Here is a 15,131-nt window from a genome sequence, read left to right as displayed (position 1 = left end):
CTTGTTACAGCCCCCTGCAGAGCTTGAATGTAACGAGGAACACGTTGAACCAAAAAATAGAGGTAGATCGCGATGTGCCAAAAAAACAGCGGCCCAAGTTGAGCCGCTGCTTTCAAACTTATTTGCGTAACCGGATTAATCCAGCGTGCGGGTGACTTCTTCGCGCTCAAAGATTTCGATCACGTCGCCTGCGCGGATATCGTCGTAGTTCTCGAACGCCATACCGCATTCCTGACCCGACTGAACCTCGGCCACTTCGTCCTTGAAGCGCTTCAGCGTCTTCAGCGTGCCTTCGTGGATTACCACGTTGTCGCGCAGCAGACGGACGCCTGCGGAGCGGCGGGCAACGCCTTCGGTGACCAGACAGCCCGCAACCTTGCCGACGCCGGTAACCTTGAAGACTTCGCGGATCTCGGCGTAACCGATGAACTTCTCGCGGATTTCGGCGCTCAGCAGGCCAGATGCGGCCGCTTTCACATCATCCACGAGGTCATAGATCACCGAGTAATAGCGGATCTCGACACCCTTCTGGTTCGCGGTGTTCCGCGCCGATGCGTTGGCACGGACGTTGAACCCAAAGATCGGCGCACCTGAGGCTTCGGCCAAACCGACATCCGTTTCGGTGATCGCACCCACGCCCGAATGCAGCACGCGCACGCGCACTTCGTCGTTGCCGATCTTTTCCATCGCCTGAACGATGGCTTCGGCCGAACCTTGTACGTCTGCTTTCATCAGAATCGGCAGCTCGGTGACGTTTTCGTCTTCCTTGGCCTTCTGCATCAGCTGCTCAAGGGTGGTCGCGGCACCGGCGGCGGCACGTTTGTCCTTGGCGGCTTGCTCGCGATAGGCAGCAATCTCACGCGCCTGCGCTTCGGTCTCGGTCACGTTCAGAACGTCGCCCGCTTCGGGCGTACCGTTGAGCCCCAGAACCTCGACCGGAACCGAGGGGCCGGCTTCCTTGACGCGGTCGCCCTTGTCGTTGATCAACGCACGGACCTTACCGTATTGCTCACCCACGACGAAGATATCGCCTTGGCGCAGCGTGCCGTTCTGAACCAGAACGGTGGCTACGGGACCACGGCCCACATCCAGCTGCGCCTCGATCACGGCGCCTTGGGCGGCGCGGTCGGGGTTGGCTTTCAGCTCCAGAATTTCGGCCTGCAGCGCGATGGCTTCCAGCAGTTCGTCCAGACCCTGACCGGTGATAGCAGAGACTTCAACGTCCTGAACATCACCCGACATTTTCTCGACGATCACTTCATGCTGCAGCAGATCGGTCCGCACCTTGTCCGGGTTTGCATCGGGCTTGTCGACCTTGTTGATCGCCACGATCATCGGCACTCCGGCCGCTTTGGCGTGGTTGATCGCCTCGATGGTCTGCGGCATCACGGCGTCGTCAGCCGCAACAACCAGAACCACGATATCCGTGACCTGAGCACCGCGCGAACGCATCGAAGTAAACGCCGCGTGGCCCGGGGTATCCAGGAAGGTCAGCGTTGTGCCGCCATCGGTTTTCACCTGATAGGCGCCGATGTGCTGGGTGATGCCACCGGCCTCACCTGCCACAACGCGCGCGTCGCGGATAGCATCCAGCAGCGAAGTCTTACCGTGGTCAACGTGACCCATGATGGTGATGACCGGCGGACGCGGCTGCAGATCGTCTTCGCTGTCTTCAACCTCTTTGATGACGTCTTCAACATCCGAATCGGAGACACGAGTGACCTTGTGGCCAAACTCTTCGATGATCAGTTCCGCAGTGTCAGCGTCGATGGTCTGGTTCTGAGTAACCATCATGCCCATCTGCATCAGCGATTTGACAACATCAGCCACACGCTCGGCCATACGGTTGGCCAGTTCCGAAACCATGATGGCCTCGGGCAGCTGAACGTCACGAATGACCTTTTCGCGTTCGACCGAACCGCCCATGGCTTTCTGGCGCGCACGCTCTTGCTTGCGCTTCATCGCGGCCATCGAGCGTTGGCGGTTGCCTTCGCCACCGGTGGCCTGACCCAGTGTCAGCTTGCCTGAGCGGCGGTTGTCGTCGCGGCCTTTGCCACGACCGCGCTGTTCACGCTCACGATCCTGCTTGCGCGGTGCAGCCGCGGGCGCAGGCTTGCTGACCGGGCTACGTGTCGCTTTGGGCTCTTCCGGGGCCGGGGCGGCAGCCGCGCGTTTGGCAGCTTCCTCCGCCTCTTGGCGCTTACGCTCTTCTTCTTCGGCCTTGACACGGGCTTTCTCTTCGGCCTCACGCTGTTCGCGTTCCTTGGCCTCTTGTTCCGCGCGGCGACGGGCGCGTTCTTCTTCACGCGCCTTTTCAGCTGCCTCACGGGCGGCGGCCTCTTCGACCTCGCGCGCTTTGGCGGCTTGCAATGCCTTCATCCGGCGGGCCATTTCCGCGTCGGAGATCCCGGCAGGACGGCGCGACGGATCACCCGAGGGCGTTGCTCCGCCACCCGGCTTTCCGGCACCCGGCTTGGGGACCACCACGCGTTTGCGTTTGGTTTCCACCACGACATTCTTGGTGCGTCCGTGGCTGAAACTCTGTTTCACATTTCCGGGGCGTGCCCCGCCACGAAGACCCAATGTCTTTTTGCCGTCATTATCGCTCATAAAGCTTCTTACCCTTCCGCGCGGCCCCTGCCGCCGTCATCCGTTTCGCGCAAGCCACGCAGGCGCTGCGCTTCCTCTACAACACGTTTGGCGAGTCCGCCAGAGGCCAGCGCCGCATGAATCACGGTTTGGCGCCCAAATGCCGCCCCTAACTCGTCCGCAGTGAGCCATCCGATGTATTTTCCGAAGTGCGGCGTGCTGAGTTTCGACTTGCCGCGCCCCGATCCATCGCTGGCCTGAATCAGTACCTGAGCCTCTTCCCGGTCCAGCCACGTCTTGACCTTTTCGTATCCGGCGACCGCATCGCCGGACTTGCGCGCCAGGCTGAGAAGCTCAACCACACGACGCGCGACTTGTTTTTCGACCTCATCGGCCAGGTCCGCTTGGGCCGAGACCTGAGCCTTGAACCCGCGCGAGAACAGCTTTTTGCTGACCGCCTTGTCCAAGGCTGCGCGATCTGCCGCCACATAGACCCCACGCCCCGGCAATTTCGCCGCGACATCGGGATAGACCTGACCATCCGGCCCCGTCACAAAGCGGATCAACCCGTATTTGGGCTGAACCTCGCCCGTGGCGATGCACTTACGCTCAGGTCCGTCGGACCGATCCTTATGGACGCCACCGCGACCCATCTCAGCCACCCGAGGCCCTGAGATCAGGCCTCGGCCTCCTCTTCGGCTTCGACGTCTTCTTCTGCCTGCTCTAGCTCAGCCGGATCAACCCAGCCCAACATGATACGAGCCGTCATAACCAGATCCTGCGCCTCTTCCAGCGTTACGCCGAACGGCTCGAGCACACCGTCATCTTTGATACGCTCGCCATCAACCGTGGTCCAGCCACCGGCCAGTTCCCAGTCGGCACAGGTTGCGAAGTCTTCGAGCGTCTTCACATCATCCTTGGCCAGCGCTTCTACCATCTGGGGTGTGAGGCCTTCGAATTCAATAAGGCTGTCCTCGGCGCCCAGAGCGCGCGCGGCATCCAATGCGGCCTTGGCCTGCGCCTCAAGGAAATCGCGGGCACGGGCCTGCAGTTCCTGCGCGGTGCCTTCGTCAACGCCGTCGATGACAAGCAGTTCGTCCAGCTCAACATAGGCAACCTCTTCGAGGTTGGTGAAGCCTTCGGAAACCAGCAACTGGGCAAAGAACTCGTCCAAATCCAAGCTGTCCATGAACAGCTGGGTGCGGGCTTCGAATTCTTTCTGACGACGCGCCGATTCCTCGGCTTCGGTCATGATGTCGATGTCCAGGTTGGTCAGCTGGCTGGCCAGACGCACATTCTGACCACGACGACCGATTGCAAGCGAAAGCTGCTCTTCAGGGACAACCACTTCGATCTTGCCGGCTTCTTCGTCCAGAACCACCTTTGAAACTTCGGCGGGCTGCAGAGCGTTGACAAGGAAAGTCGGCTGATCTTCGTTCCACGGGATGATGTCGATTTTCTCTCCCTGCAGCTCGTTTACCACGGCCTGCACGCGGCTGCCGCGCATACCAACGCAAGCGCCGACGGGGTCAATCGAGCCGTCATACGAGATCACGGCAATCTTGGCGCGCGAGCCGGGGTCACGGGCTACGGCCTTGACCTCGATGATGCCGTCATAGATTTCCGGCACTTCCATTTTGAACAGCTCGGCCATGAATTCCGGCGCGGTGCGCGACAGGAAGATCTGGTGGCCACGCACTTCGCGGCGAACCTCTTTGATGTAAGCGCGCACGCGGTCATTCGGGCGATAGCTTTCGCGACCGATCTTGTCATTGCGGCGCAGAACGGCCTCGGCACCGCCCAGATCGACGATGACATTGCCGAATTCCTCGCGCTTGACCGCACCGTTGATGATGGTGCCAGCACGATCCTTAAATTCTTCGTACTGACGATCACGCTCGGCCTCGCGGACCTTCTGCAGGATCACCTGCTTGGCGGATTGCGCAGCAATACGGCCCATTTCAACCGGCGGCACTTCTTCCACGAAGACGTCGCCAACCTCGGGCGATTCCATGTACTGACGCGCCTGCTCGACGGTCATCTCGGCCTGGTAGTTTTCCAGTTCCTCTTCCTCGACCACGGTGCGGACGCGGGTAAAGGTCGCCTTGCCGGTCTTGCGGTCGATGGAGACACGAATGTCCATTTCCGCGCCATAACGGCTCTTGGCCGCACGGGCGAGCGACTCCTCCATCGCTTCGACAACCAGACCGGGGTCGATCATCTTTTCGCGGGCCACGGCCTCGGCGGTCTGCAGCAGCTCCAGCTGGTTGGCTGAGGTGATTGCCATCAGTTCGTCTCCTCTTCGGACCCTTCGGTCTCAATCTCGTCGAAAGCGTTTTCGTTCAGGGCACCCGCGTCTTTGCGCTGGCGCAGCATTTCCTTGATCAGGTCGTCGGTCAGGACCAGCTTGGCGTCGCTCAGCCAGTCGAATTGCAGACCGATGGTGATCGTCTCAGACCCCTCGGGGATGTTGATCAGAACCTCATCCCCTTCGATCCCGGCCAATTCACCCTTGAAGCGGCGGCGACCGTCGATCAGCTCGGCAGTTTCGATCTTGGCCTCATACCCTTCAAAATTTTCAAAGTCCTTGAGACGGGTCAGAGGGCGGTCGATACCGGGGCTCGAGACCTCCAAGGTATAGGCGTCGAGGATAGGGTCCTCGACATCCAGCGTGGCGCTGACCGCGTTGGAAATCTCGGCGCAGTCATCCACTTCGATACCGCCATCGGGCTTGTCAGCCATGATCTGCAGCGTGGTTTGCTTGCCGCTCATCAAACGGACGCGGACGAGTTCATACCCCAGATCCTCGATCACGGGGGTGATGATCTCGGCCAGTCGCCGGTCAATGGCCGCTTTGGCTATCAGGTCGTTTGTCATCAGGTTCTCTACCCTATCGATCGGGCACAAAAAAACGGGCGCGCGGCCCGTCGAATTTTCCGGTGGAGCCTTGGACCAGAAGTCCAACGCGCCGCTGTTGCAACTGCATATACGCAGGAGTTCCCGAGTCTGCAACCCCCGGCGCGATTCGTGATCGGTTTTACGCCAACCACCACCGTTCGGCGATACGGCCATCATCCAGCGTCGCTTTGCCGATCTGCCTCGGCATCCCGACCTGAGCCGCCACCGCCAGTGCCATATCCGATTCGCTTGGGTAGTAGCGCAGCGCCCGCTGGGATTTCAGTTCGCCTCTTTCGGGCAGGGCGGCAATGTCCACATACCCGTCGCGTAAGGCTTCGGCACGGACGCGCGCATCAGGGATCACGATGATTTCCACTGTATCGGCCCAACCGGCCTGACCGTCCTTGTAATGACCCGCGACTTTGCAGCCCAGGAAATGGCGCCCATCCTCGGCCCGCTCGACCCGGTAGCATCCGGTCCCGTTGGCCTCGTGCAAAGGCGTCACCGCCTGCCCATCGCGGGTTACGACAAAGCGGCTATCGGCCAGCAGGAAGGGAAGACCGGGATTGGCCTCGGCCAGTTCCAGCCGCACGTGATCAGCAGCCAGGGCTTCGGCCTGACCAAGATCAGCCAGCACGGCCACAACATCATCAGCGTGCAGCGCCGATCCATCGTGGAACGAGACGTCTTGGCGCAGATCAAACCGCCAGATGCGCGCGTTGTCTTCGGTCTGCCACCCTGTCGCCAACTCTCCGCGCAACGTGCCATCCGGCGCGATCTCGGTCAGGGTGTCGAAGACGGCCCCACGGGCCAACTGCTCCAAACTGTCATCGCGCGGAACTGCCAGCCGCAGCGCGCCACCTTTCTTCGGAGTATCGGCCAAAGACGCGCCCGTGGCCGCCAGCAGCGCTGCGGCGGCGCCCGATGCAAACAGGGCACGACGGTCCATCCGGGTCATGCGACCCCCTCGGCCACGCGGTCCATGATGCGAACCAGCTCGGCACTTATTCCGGGTTCCGAGAGGGCGTGGCCTGCATGGCGAACCATCTTCAGTTCGGCATTGGGCCAGCGCTCGGCCAAAGACCACGCCGCCTGAGGCGGGCAGATCATGTCGTAGCGCCCCTGCACGATATGTCCGGGGATATGCGCGATGCGATCCATCTGATCCAGAATCTGCCCATCCTTCTGCAGAAAGGCATTGTTGGTGAAATAGTGATTCTCAAGCCGCGCAAAGGCCCGCGCATATTCACCGGGGCTTTCACCGGTCGATCCGTTGGAATGGATCGACGCTAGGGCGTTCTCCCACGCTGACCAAGCGCGCCCGTACAGAACTTCGGTCGCCCGGTCGCCCGAAAATAGGCGTTTGTTGTAGGCCGCAATCGTATCCGACAGCTCTTCCTCGGACAGCAGGGCGGTGAATTTTGCCCACTGCTCGGGCCAGAACTTGCCCGCGCCGCCGCCGTAGAACCAATCCAGCTCGGCCTGCGTCGCAAGAAATACGCCGCGCAGAACCAGACGGCTAACGCGATCCGGATGCGCCTGCGCATAAATCAACGCCAGAGTCGCGCCCCAGCTGCCACCAAACACGGTCCATTCGTCGATATCCAGCAGCGACCGCAGCCGCTCAATATCCTCGACCAGATGCCACGTCGTGTTATCCTCGACCGAGGCATGAGGCCGCGATTTCCCGCATCCGCGCTGATCGAACAGAATCACTCGGAACACGCGCGGATCAAAGTACCGCCGCATCGCAGGGCTGCAGCCACCGCCCGGCCCTCCATGCAGCACAACCACCGGCACCCCATCGGGATTGCCGCTTTGCTCCATATAAATCTGGTGCCCATCGCCCACACTGACCAACCGCTGATCAAATGGATCGATCGGCGGGTAGAGATATTGTACTGCGCGCTTTTGGTCCGGGTACTTGTCCATTATGGCCCTATATAGTCCTTAAGACGTAAAAGAGCACACGGAGACAGGAATGCAAGCGCATCCGAACACGGTCGACCCATCCGAGATCGCTAAATTCGAGGCGATGGCAGCGGAATGGTGGGACCCGCATGGGAAATTCAAACCTCTGCACATGCTGAATCCGTGCCGTCTGGACTATATCACGCAGCAAATTGCGGGTGAGTTTGACCGCGACCTAACCGCGCCTATGCCGTTCGAAGGCCTTCGCCTTCTGGATATCGGCTGCGGTGGAGGGCTGCTGAGCGAACCCATGGCCCGCCTTGGGGCCGAGGTCGTGGGGGCCGACGCTGCTGCGGGCAACCTGCCCGTCGCCCGCATCCATGCCGAGCAATCGGGGCTTGAGATCGATTATCGCCACACCACCGCCGAGGACATGGCAGCCGCAGGCGAGCAGTTCGACGTGGTGCTGAACATGGAAGTGGTTGAACATGTCGCCGACCCGCTTAGCTACCTGACCGCCACGCAACAATTGCTGAAACTCGGCGGGCTCGAGATTTGCTCGACCATCAACCGCAACCCGAAATCCTATGCGATGGCCATCTTCGGGGCCGAGGTCGTCATGCGCTGGCTGCCCCGCGGCACACATGAGTGGAACAAGTTCATAACCCCCGATGAGCTGTTCGACCTGCTGCGCCAAGCCGGGCTGGAGCCGGTGGACCGCAAGGGCTTCGTGTTCAATCCAATCCTCTGGAGCTGGTCGATCTCGGACCGCGACTTGAGCGTGAATTATGTGACGGCGAGTGTGAAGCCGGGGTAGATTCAGCACAAATTTCAAAACAATCAGCAACTGGACAATTGGGTGGTTCCTTCCGCTCTATGATCGAAATCCGTTTGCCGGAAGCGTTTTGGGCTTAGCTTGCATATCTTCTTCGCTCATCGCGATTAGCGTGTTGATGCTTGCGATTGAAGAGATCACCGGAGTTTCAATACCAATATCAGAACTTGTATTGGCGCTTCTTATCATCACGCTGGTGAAACCAGTGTTTATGGTGATGTGCCTAGCATGCGAATTACTGTGGCGGAATTTTGGCGTCTATTCTCAGCTGAGAATTAGTGGTTGCCCTATTCGCGAAAGCTATGATTCTGAGGACTAAAGCAAGATCGCCTCGCGTTCTAAAGAGCCCAATTCTGGTGCAGAGTAGCATTTCTCACCGCTACTCCCCCTCCAACTGCAACCGCAAATCCCTCAACACGGGCAGCGTGCTGCGGACGCGCTCCAACCCCAGCTCTCCAACGACTCGGTTGATCAGCGGGGCAATCGAGGAAATCGCCTGATCGCGCGCGCGGCGGCCGGCGGGGCTGATGGCGACCATCTTGCGGCGGGCGTCGTCCCAGTCGGGGCGGATGTGGATGTAGCCGGCCCATTCCAGCTTGGCCAAGGTGTTGGTCATCGCCCCTCGGGTGACGTGGAAGGTGCTGGCGAGTTGCGCGGGTGTCCGTTCTCCTCCGGCGTAGGCCAGATGGTTCAGCACCGAGAAATGCGAGATTTCCATGCCCTTGGGCAGCACCCGGCTCAGCCGGTTGCGCAATAGCTGGTCGGCGGTCAGGATCTCGCTGAAAAGCGTAACCGCAAGGGCATTGGTGTCGTCTGTCATGGTCCGGTTCTGGTTCAGGGGCCGTCAAAAGCCCGCACATGGGTCAAAGAGGGCACGCGACGGCGCGCCTCGGACACAGAACTATCATTCAATTCGAAAAAGTGAATGCCCGGATCGGTCCCTGCGTCGATCAGAACCTCTCCCCAAGGGGCGACGACCATGCTGTGACCGTGGGTGTGGCGGGTTTTGCCCCGCGTTTTGGGATGCGTGCCAGTTTGCGCGGGGGCCAGAACCCAGCAGCCGGTCTCAATCGCGCGAGCGCGCAGCAGCGATTCCCAATGCGCTGCCCCTGTGACAGGCGAAAACGCCGCCGGAACCGTCAAAATCCGCGCTCCGGCCTGTGCCAGCGCGGCATGCAGATGCGGAAAGCGGATATCGTAGCAGATGGTCAGGCCGACCTTGCCGAACTCCGTCTCGGCGATGACGGCCTTATCGCCGGGGCGGTAATTGGCCGATTCGCGGAAAGTTTCCGTTTCGGTCACCTGCACATCGAACATGTGGATCTTGTCATAGCGCGCCACGATCTGCCCCTTGGGGTCGATCATGTAGCACCGGTTGGCAAAACGGCCATCCGCATCATGGGTCTTGATCCCCAATGATCCGATCAGCAGCCAAACGCCCAACTCGGCCGCCTGCGCACGCAGACCGGCCAGAGTTGTGTCGTCTTCCTCATGCTGCAACACCTCGCGCTGCCGCGTGGTACTGTTGGACACGCAATTTGTGACCTCGGGGGTCAGGATGAACTGCGCGCCCTGCTCGGCGGCCTCGGCCATCATGGCGCGCACCATTTGCAGATTCGCAACCGGATCGTCCGACGAGGTGATTTGCAGCAGAGCGGTCTTCATCACGCCGCCAGAAGACGGTCCAGCTTGCCCTTACGGTCGAGCTCATAGAGATCATCACAGCCGCCCACGTGATCGGGGCCGATGAAGATCTGCGGCACGGTGCGTTTGCCGCCGGCACGTTTGATCATCTCGGGCTTGCGCTTGGGATGCATCAGCACGTCGATTTCCTTGAACTCGACCCCTTTTTGCTTCAGCAGGCGTTTGGCCGCGTGGCAGAAGCCGCACAGAGGCGATGTGTAGATTTCAACTGGTTTCATAAATCCGTCCCTTCGGGTTTCACACGATCTTGTGCGAATTAGGCATCCTTGGCAACGCGCGCCAGCACCAACACGAAAATATGATTTGCACCCGCGGCAAGGCATGCCCGCGTACAGGCTGCCAGCGTGGCACCCGAAGTCATCACGTCATCCACCAACAGGATATCGCGCCCTTTGATGCGCTGATGCCGTTTGGGATGAGGCGCAATGACCCCATCCAGTGCCTCGGTACGTTGGGCAGCTGTTTTGCCGTCCAGAACCGGCGTGCGCGCCGTTCGCACCAAAAGGTCGGGGCAGACCTCTAACCCTGTCTCGCGCCCCAGATGCTGTGCCAGAAGCGCCGATTGGTTGTATCGCCGTTTCACCAGACGGGACCAGTGCAGCGGAACCGGAGCGATCAGCATGTCGGGCTTCAGAACCTCTCGGCCCGCTTGCGCCATCCAGCGCGCGGCGGGTTTGGCCAGTTCGGGCCGGTCACCATGTTTCAACGCCAGGATCAGGGATTTCGCCCGCCCTTTATACAGCAACGCCGCGCGCCCGTCCTGCCACGGACGCGGCGTTCTTCGGCAATCGTCACAGTCGATCCGAAAACCGTCCCTTTCGCCGGTGACGGGCATGCCGCAACTGTCGCAGACCGTCCCTCCGATGAACGGCGTGTCCCGCCAACATGTGGCACACAGGCCAAAGTCGGATTCGGTCAGCTCTCCGCAACTCATGCAACGCGGGGGATAGATCAGGTGCAACGCTGTTTGAACTCGGGGCCAAATGCGATACCTGCGGGGTATGAAAATGCCTGCGTCCAATGCACCCTCTCTGTTCGACCGAGCCACCCTGCGCCACCGCCGCGCGCGGGTTAAGGATGAGGCCCTGTTCCTGCACCGCGCCGCTGTGGACGAGGTGCAGGATCGGCTGAGCATGGTTAAAAGAGTCTTTACGGCGCCCGCGATTGTGACCCCGTTTGCGCATATCTGGCGGGATGCCCTGCACGGCGCAACACGCGTGGCGGATGAGGAAACGCTGGAGCTTACGCCCGGCGCGCATGATCTGGTGGTTCATGCGATGGCCCTGCATTGGGCCAATGACCCGGTCGGCCAGCTGATCCAATGTCACCGCGCCTTACGCCCGGACGGGCTGCTTCTGACCGTCTGTCTGGGCGGAGAAACCCTGCACCAGCTGCGCGCCGCCCTCGTGCAGGCCGAGATTGAGGTGACCGGCGGCCTCAGCCCCCGAATCGCTCCGATGGGAGAGCTGCGGGATTTAGGCGCTCTGCTGCAACGCGCGGGGTTGGCGCTGCCAGTGGCGGATGCAGTGCCTGTGACGGCAGAATATCGCGACCTGACCCATCTGATGCAGGACCTGCGCGCGATGGCCGAGACCAACGTGCTGACCAACCGATTGAAAACCCCGACCCGCCGCAAAGTGTTCGAACGCGCGCAGAGCATCTACGCAGAACATTTCGCGACGCCTCAAGGCCGCCTGCCCGCAACGTTCGAGCTGATTTGCCTGACCGGCTGGTCGCCCGACGATAGCCAACCCAAACCGCTGCGCCCCGGATCCGCCCGGATGCGCCTTGCCGAAGCCCTTGGTACCAGCGAGGGCAAACTGTCCGATTGACGACCGGATATTTCCCCTTATCTCAGGCCAGACCTAGAAAATGCAGGAAGACCCAAATGTTTGACGCCACACGCCCCGTGCATGCACCAGCCGACCACCCCAAGGTTAAAATGGGGCGCGTGGGCATCCTGTTGGCCAATTTGGGCACGCCCGATCACTACAGCTATTGGCCAATGCGCCGCTATCTGAACGAGTTCCTCTCGGACCGCCGCGTGATCGACTATCCGGCGTGGAAATGGCAGCCGATTCTGCAGGCGATCATCCTGACCAAGCGTCCCTTCAGCTCGGGTGAGGCTTACAAGTCGATCTGGAATCACGACAAGGGTGAAAGCCCGCTGATGACGATCACCAAGGACCAGACCGCCAAGCTGCGCGATGCGATGCAGGCCCGCTATGGCGATCAGGTGATGGTCGATTTCTGCATGCGCTACGGCAATCCGTCGACCAAATCCAAGGTCCGAAATATGGTGGCGGAAGGCTGTGACCGCATCCTGTTCTTCCCGCTCTACCCGCACTATGCCGGGGCCACGACGGCAACCGCCAACGACCAGTTCTTCCGTTGCCTGATGGAGGAACCGTGGCAACCTGCCAGCCGTACGGTACCCGCCTATTACGACGAACCCACCTATATTGAGGCGTTGGCCCAATCCGTCGAACGCGCTTATGCGAAGATGGAGACCAAGCCTGATGTTCTGGTTTGCTCCTACCACGGGATGCCTGAACGTTATCTGCAACAGGGCGATCCCTATCATTGCCAATGCGTCAAGACCTCACGATTGCTGAAAGAGCGGCTCGGCTGGTCGGACGATCAGCTGGTTTCAACCTTCCAGTCGCGCTTTGGCCCCGAAGAATGGTTGAAGCCCTATACGGTCGATCACGTGGCCGATCTGGCGAAACAGGGCAAAAAGAACATCGCGGTGATTGCGCCGGCGTTCTCGGCCGATTGCATCGAGACGCTGGAAGAGATCAACGAAGAGATCAAGGAAAGCTTTGAAGAGGCCGGCGGTGAACACTTCACCTATATCCCCTGCCTCAATGACGATGAGTCGCATATCGCTGCTCTGGGCAAGATCATCGAAGACAACCTGAACGGCTGGCTGGACTAACAAACCCCGATAGCTAGATATGAAAAAAGGCGGTGGAATGCTCCACCGCCTTTTCTCTGGATTGTGCTCGTCGACTTAGCTTGCTGCAATAGCTGCGGCAACAATAACCAGCAGGATCAGCGGCAGGACGATACCCTGCGACGTGCCCTGAGTTTCTTCAACAACAACAGGTGCCTCAACAACCGGCTCTTCCAGGTTACCAGCATAAGCGGTCGAAGCAGCAGCGGTCAGTGCAGCGGCGAGAACGAGTTTCTTCATATTAACCTCCAGAATCTGCACGGCTCCAGTCCGCGGAACCGCACAACTAAGACTTACCTCGTGATATTTTTCTAATCAGCAAAGCGGTTGGAATGCAATTGCAACTTGCCGATTAATCGAGTCGGTGAGCGAAAATGTCGTCAAATTAGCAACACTTGCGTGCCGACCTTCGCCATAGAGAACAGCTCGGCGATGTCTTCGTTGAAAAGGCCGATGCAGCCATTCGAAGATTTCCGTCCAATCTTGCGCGTGTCATGGGTGCCGTGGATGCGGTAGTACTTCCATCCAAGGTACAAAGCGTGCGTTCCCAATGGGTTATCGGGTCCAGGCGGGATGTAATCGGGCCATTCGGGGTTTCGCCTCTTCATCGACGGCGTTGGAGACCAGCTTGGCCCCTCAACCTTGCGAATGACGCTGGTGCGCCCGCGACGGGTCATCTCCTCGGTCAAAGGAACCGAAGAGGGGTAGAGTTTGTATACAGATTGATCATTTGACCAATAATGCAGCGCTCGCGACGTGGTATCGACCAGAATGGCCCCGTTTCTGGTGTTCGAGAAATAAGGCCGCCAGTCCTGAGCGCGGAATCCTGAGACATTACGCCGGACCGGCGCTTCGGGTTCAGGTGCAGGTCGCAGCGGGTCGCCCGGGATGTACTGCGCGATCGCAGGTGCGGCCAGCAGAGACGAGGCTCCGGCCAGAAACCCCCGGCGGGTCGAAAGAGGAATGTGCTTTTTAACCATGACAAAAGGTCCTTCGTTATGGCGAAATGGAAAATCTGGCCCATTTTATTGCCAGAATGCTTCAGTCGCAAACCAAACCGGCAGAATCATGCAGGCTTTGGTCATTGTGCGTTTGCTCAAGACAGCCTAGCGCGTTATGCCCGTTAGCGACACAATAATCAGGTCGATCATGACGCGTATCTTTTCTTTTCTGTTGATTTGCCTTGTCGCCTTGGCGGCATGTACCGACACGAGCACCACGGCACTGGGTGCCGATGGACGCCCCTTGCCCTCAGTCTACAAAATCCGTGGCAACCCCGAGAAGCTGCAGTTCCGCATGCTCGATTCGGTGAATGCGCTGCGGCAGGCGCAGGGCTTGCAGTCCGTACAACTGAACTCTCAGTTGAACGCGGCGGCCGCTACGCATTCCAAGGATATGGCCCGGCAGAATCGCCCTTGGCACTTCGGATCGGATGGCTCTTCCCCGATCGACCGTGCAGCACGTGTGGGCTATTTCGGGACATTCCTGGGCGAAGCGATCTCGGAAACCTATGAGACGGAAACCGAGACACTGGCCGCCTGGATGCAGGAACCCGGCCCCCGTTCTGTAATCCTTGACCCCAAGGCGACGCAGATGGGCTTTGCTTGGCATCAGGAAAACGGTGGTAAGATCTGGTGGACGCTAGAAATGGGCAACGGAGGCTAACAACCCGCCCCGTCCAAAAAAAAGCCCGCGGTTTTCGCGGGCTTTTTGTAATTTCACTAGGATTTAAGCGGCTTGCATGGACTGCGCTTCGGTCAGGATCGCGTATAGCTTGACCGGATCGGGGTTCGCCCGAAGCTTGGCGCAAACAGCGCTGTCACGCAGGGTGCGCGACACCAGTGCCAAAGCCTTGAGGTGATCCACACCCGCCTCTTCGGGCGCAAACAGCGCAAAGGCGATATCCACCGGCTGGCGGTCAACTGCACTAAAGTCGATCGGCTTTTCAAGCATCACAAAAACGCCCGAGACCGACTCAATCCCGCCCAGCCGCGCATGTGGCAATGCCACGCCATGACCCACACCCGTGGGGCCGAGGCTTTCGCGCTCCAGCAGGCAATCCACGACGACCTGGGTATCCAGGTCCAAAGCACCGGCAGCGACGTCGCCGATTTCCTGAAACAGCCGCTTCTTGCTAGACGCGGCAGATAACACACGTACTGCTTCGGGCTTGAGAATGCTCGAAAGCTCCATGATCATGCTCCATAGCGGCCTTTGCGTGCTAAGGCCGATCTCTCT

17 protein-coding genes are annotated in these 15,131 nt (G+C 59.9%); 4 read left to right on the top strand and 13 right to left on the bottom strand.

Annotated features, from left to right (window positions below):
- Nucleotides 1-135: 135 nt before the first annotated feature.
- The 6 genes from infB to pip all read right to left on the bottom strand — a co-directional run bounded on the left by infB (nucleotide 136) and on the right by pip (nucleotide 7,419).
- Nucleotides 136-2,610 (bottom strand): translation initiation factor IF-2, encoded by a 2,475-nt coding sequence (gene infB / locus ACP15L_RS11025; RefSeq protein WP_425084183.1) that lies wholly within the window; start codon nucleotides 2,608-2,610, stop codon nucleotides 136-138.
- A gap of 8 nt (nucleotides 2,611-2,618) precedes the next feature.
- Nucleotides 2,619-3,242, bottom strand: coding sequence for an RNA-binding protein (locus ACP15L_RS11020; protein ID WP_425084209.1), 624 nt, complete (start codon nucleotides 3,240-3,242; stop codon nucleotides 2,619-2,621).
- 23 nt (nucleotides 3,243-3,265) lie between these two features.
- The gene (gene nusA / locus ACP15L_RS11015; RefSeq protein WP_170463030.1) at nucleotides 3,266-4,876 is read right to left on the bottom strand and encodes a transcription termination factor NusA; all 1,611 of its coding nucleotides are present in this window, start codon (nucleotides 4,874-4,876) and stop codon (nucleotides 3,266-3,268) included.
- Nucleotides 4,876-5,466, bottom strand: coding sequence for a ribosome maturation factor RimP (gene rimP / locus ACP15L_RS11010; protein WP_170379971.1), 591 nt, complete (start codon nucleotides 5,464-5,466; stop codon nucleotides 4,876-4,878). Before rimP ends, nusA begins: the two co-directional genes overlap by 1 nt.
- 160 nt (nucleotides 5,467-5,626) lie before the next feature.
- A complete protein-coding gene (locus tag ACP15L_RS11005) occupies nucleotides 5,627-6,445 on the bottom strand; it encodes an ABC transporter substrate-binding protein (protein WP_425084182.1) in 819 nt (272 codons plus the stop codon).
- A complete protein-coding gene (gene pip, locus ACP15L_RS11000; RefSeq protein ID WP_170470976.1) occupies nucleotides 6,442-7,419 on the bottom strand; it encodes a prolyl aminopeptidase in 978 nt (325 codons plus the stop codon). Before pip ends, ACP15L_RS11005 begins: the two co-directional genes overlap by 4 nt.
- Nucleotides 7,420-7,468: 49 nt before the next feature.
- Here pip and ubiG point away from each other — a divergent pair, with 49 nt between their 5' ends.
- A complete protein-coding gene (ubiG, locus tag ACP15L_RS10995; RefSeq protein ID WP_425084181.1) occupies nucleotides 7,469-8,215 on the top strand; it encodes a bifunctional 2-polyprenyl-6-hydroxyphenol methylase/3-demethylubiquinol 3-O-methyltransferase UbiG in 747 nt (248 codons plus the stop codon).
- Nucleotides 8,216-8,612: 397 nt separating this feature from the next.
- Here the strand turns inward: ubiG and ACP15L_RS10990 are convergent, their stop codons facing one another.
- From ACP15L_RS10990 to ACP15L_RS10975, 4 genes are read right to left on the bottom strand one after another with little or no spacing between them, the layout of a single operon-like run.
- Nucleotides 8,613-9,053, bottom strand: coding sequence for a MarR family winged helix-turn-helix transcriptional regulator (locus ACP15L_RS10990; protein ID WP_170379967.1), 441 nt, complete (start codon nucleotides 9,051-9,053; stop codon nucleotides 8,613-8,615).
- A 14-nt stretch (nucleotides 9,054-9,067) separates the two neighbouring features.
- The gene (locus ACP15L_RS10985) at nucleotides 9,068-9,898 is read right to left on the bottom strand and encodes a carbon-nitrogen hydrolase family protein (protein WP_425084180.1); all 831 of its coding nucleotides are present in this window, start codon (nucleotides 9,896-9,898) and stop codon (nucleotides 9,068-9,070) included.
- Nucleotides 9,898-10,155 (bottom strand): glutaredoxin 3, encoded by a 258-nt coding sequence (gene grxC / locus ACP15L_RS10980; RefSeq protein WP_425084179.1) that lies wholly within the window; start codon nucleotides 10,153-10,155, stop codon nucleotides 9,898-9,900. Before grxC ends, ACP15L_RS10985 begins: the two co-directional genes overlap by 1 nt.
- 38 nt (nucleotides 10,156-10,193) lie before the next feature.
- Complete coding sequence (locus ACP15L_RS10975; protein ID WP_425084178.1) at nucleotides 10,194-10,958, bottom strand: double zinc ribbon domain-containing protein; 765 nt, start codon at nucleotides 10,956-10,958, stop codon at nucleotides 10,194-10,196.
- Here ACP15L_RS10975 and ACP15L_RS10970 point away from each other — a divergent pair.
- Together ACP15L_RS10970 and hemH are read left to right on the top strand one after the other, a co-directional pair.
- Nucleotides 10,939-11,769, top strand: coding sequence for a class I SAM-dependent methyltransferase (locus ACP15L_RS10970; RefSeq protein WP_425084177.1), 831 nt, complete (start codon nucleotides 10,939-10,941; stop codon nucleotides 11,767-11,769). The genes ACP15L_RS10975 and ACP15L_RS10970 overlap by 20 nt on opposite strands.
- Before the next feature lie 56 nt (nucleotides 11,770-11,825).
- Entirely contained in the window at nucleotides 11,826-12,875 is a 1,050-nt protein-coding gene (gene hemH / locus ACP15L_RS10965) for a ferrochelatase (RefSeq protein ID WP_425084176.1), read from the top strand.
- A 75-nt stretch (nucleotides 12,876-12,950) separates the two neighbouring features.
- On the opposite strand, the gene ACP15L_RS10960 is transcribed toward hemH, so the two are convergent.
- Nucleotides 12,951-13,133 (bottom strand): hypothetical protein, encoded by a 183-nt coding sequence (locus tag ACP15L_RS10960; RefSeq protein ID WP_425084175.1) that lies wholly within the window; start codon nucleotides 13,131-13,133, stop codon nucleotides 12,951-12,953.
- Between the two features lie 140 nt (nucleotides 13,134-13,273).
- Entirely contained in the window at nucleotides 13,274-13,873 is a 600-nt protein-coding gene (locus tag ACP15L_RS10955; protein ID WP_170470964.1) for a L,D-transpeptidase, read from the bottom strand.
- Nucleotides 13,874-14,042: 169 nt separating this feature from the next.
- On the opposite strand from ACP15L_RS10955, the gene ACP15L_RS10950 reads away from it, so the two are divergent.
- Nucleotides 14,043-14,558 (top strand): CAP domain-containing protein, encoded by a 516-nt coding sequence (locus ACP15L_RS10950; protein WP_425084174.1) that lies wholly within the window; start codon nucleotides 14,043-14,045, stop codon nucleotides 14,556-14,558.
- A 63-nt stretch (nucleotides 14,559-14,621) separates the two neighbouring features.
- On the opposite strand, the gene ACP15L_RS10945 is transcribed toward ACP15L_RS10950, so the two are convergent.
- Nucleotides 14,622-15,086, bottom strand: coding sequence for a PTS sugar transporter subunit IIA (locus tag ACP15L_RS10945; RefSeq protein WP_170379958.1), 465 nt, complete (start codon nucleotides 15,084-15,086; stop codon nucleotides 14,622-14,624).
- Between the last annotated feature and the right edge of the window lie 45 nt (nucleotides 15,087-15,131).

This window comes from Ruegeria profundi, assembly GCF_049800715.1.
Lineage (GTDB): Bacteria > Pseudomonadota > Alphaproteobacteria > Rhodobacterales > Rhodobacteraceae > Ruegeria > Ruegeria profundi_A.
This window is presented reverse-complemented; position numbering and strand designations above follow the sequence as displayed.

Excerpts from the sequence above, each read along its gene's own strand:
- ACP15L_RS10955 (WP_170470964.1), bottom strand. The coding sequence starts at position 13,873 with ATGGTTAAAAAGCACATTCCTCTTTCGACCCGCCGGGGGTTTCTGGCC.
- grxC (WP_425084179.1), bottom strand. The coding sequence starts at position 10,155 with ATGAAACCAGTTGAAATCTACACATCGCCTCTGTGCGGCTTCTGCCAC.
- ACP15L_RS11005 (WP_425084182.1), bottom strand. The coding sequence starts at position 6,445 with ATGACCCGGATGGACCGTCGTGCCCTGTTTGCATCGGGCGCCGCCGCA.
- ACP15L_RS10960 (WP_425084175.1), bottom strand. The coding sequence starts at position 13,133 with ATGAAGAAACTCGTTCTCGCCGCTGCACTGACCGCTGCTGCTTCGACC.
- infB (WP_425084183.1), bottom strand. The coding sequence starts at position 2,610 with ATGAGCGATAATGACGGCAAAAAGACATTGGGTCTTCGTGGCGGGGCA.
- ACP15L_RS10970 (WP_425084177.1), top strand. The coding sequence starts at position 10,939 with ATGAAAATGCCTGCGTCCAATGCACCCTCTCTGTTCGACCGAGCCACC.
- ACP15L_RS10950 (WP_425084174.1), top strand. The coding sequence starts at position 14,043 with ATGACGCGTATCTTTTCTTTTCTGTTGATTTGCCTTGTCGCCTTGGCG.
- rimP (WP_170379971.1), bottom strand. The coding sequence starts at position 5,466 with ATGACAAACGACCTGATAGCCAAAGCGGCCATTGACCGGCGACTGGCC.
- ACP15L_RS10990 (WP_170379967.1), bottom strand. The coding sequence starts at position 9,053 with ATGACAGACGACACCAATGCCCTTGCGGTTACGCTTTTCAGCGAGATC.
- ACP15L_RS10945 (WP_170379958.1), bottom strand. The coding sequence starts at position 15,086 with ATGGAGCTTTCGAGCATTCTCAAGCCCGAAGCAGTACGTGTGTTATCT.
- pip (WP_170470976.1), bottom strand. The coding sequence starts at position 7,419 with ATGGACAAGTACCCGGACCAAAAGCGCGCAGTACAATATCTCTACCCG.
- ACP15L_RS11020 (WP_425084209.1), bottom strand. The coding sequence starts at position 3,242 with ATGGGTCGCGGTGGCGTCCATAAGGATCGGTCCGACGGACCTGAGCGT.
- ACP15L_RS10985 (WP_425084180.1), bottom strand. The coding sequence starts at position 9,898 with ATGAAGACCGCTCTGCTGCAAATCACCTCGTCGGACGATCCGGTTGCG.
- nusA (WP_170463030.1), bottom strand. The coding sequence starts at position 4,876 with ATGGCAATCACCTCAGCCAACCAGCTGGAGCTGCTGCAGACCGCCGAG.
- ubiG (WP_425084181.1), top strand. The coding sequence starts at position 7,469 with ATGCAAGCGCATCCGAACACGGTCGACCCATCCGAGATCGCTAAATTC.
- hemH (WP_425084176.1), top strand. The coding sequence starts at position 11,826 with ATGTTTGACGCCACACGCCCCGTGCATGCACCAGCCGACCACCCCAAG.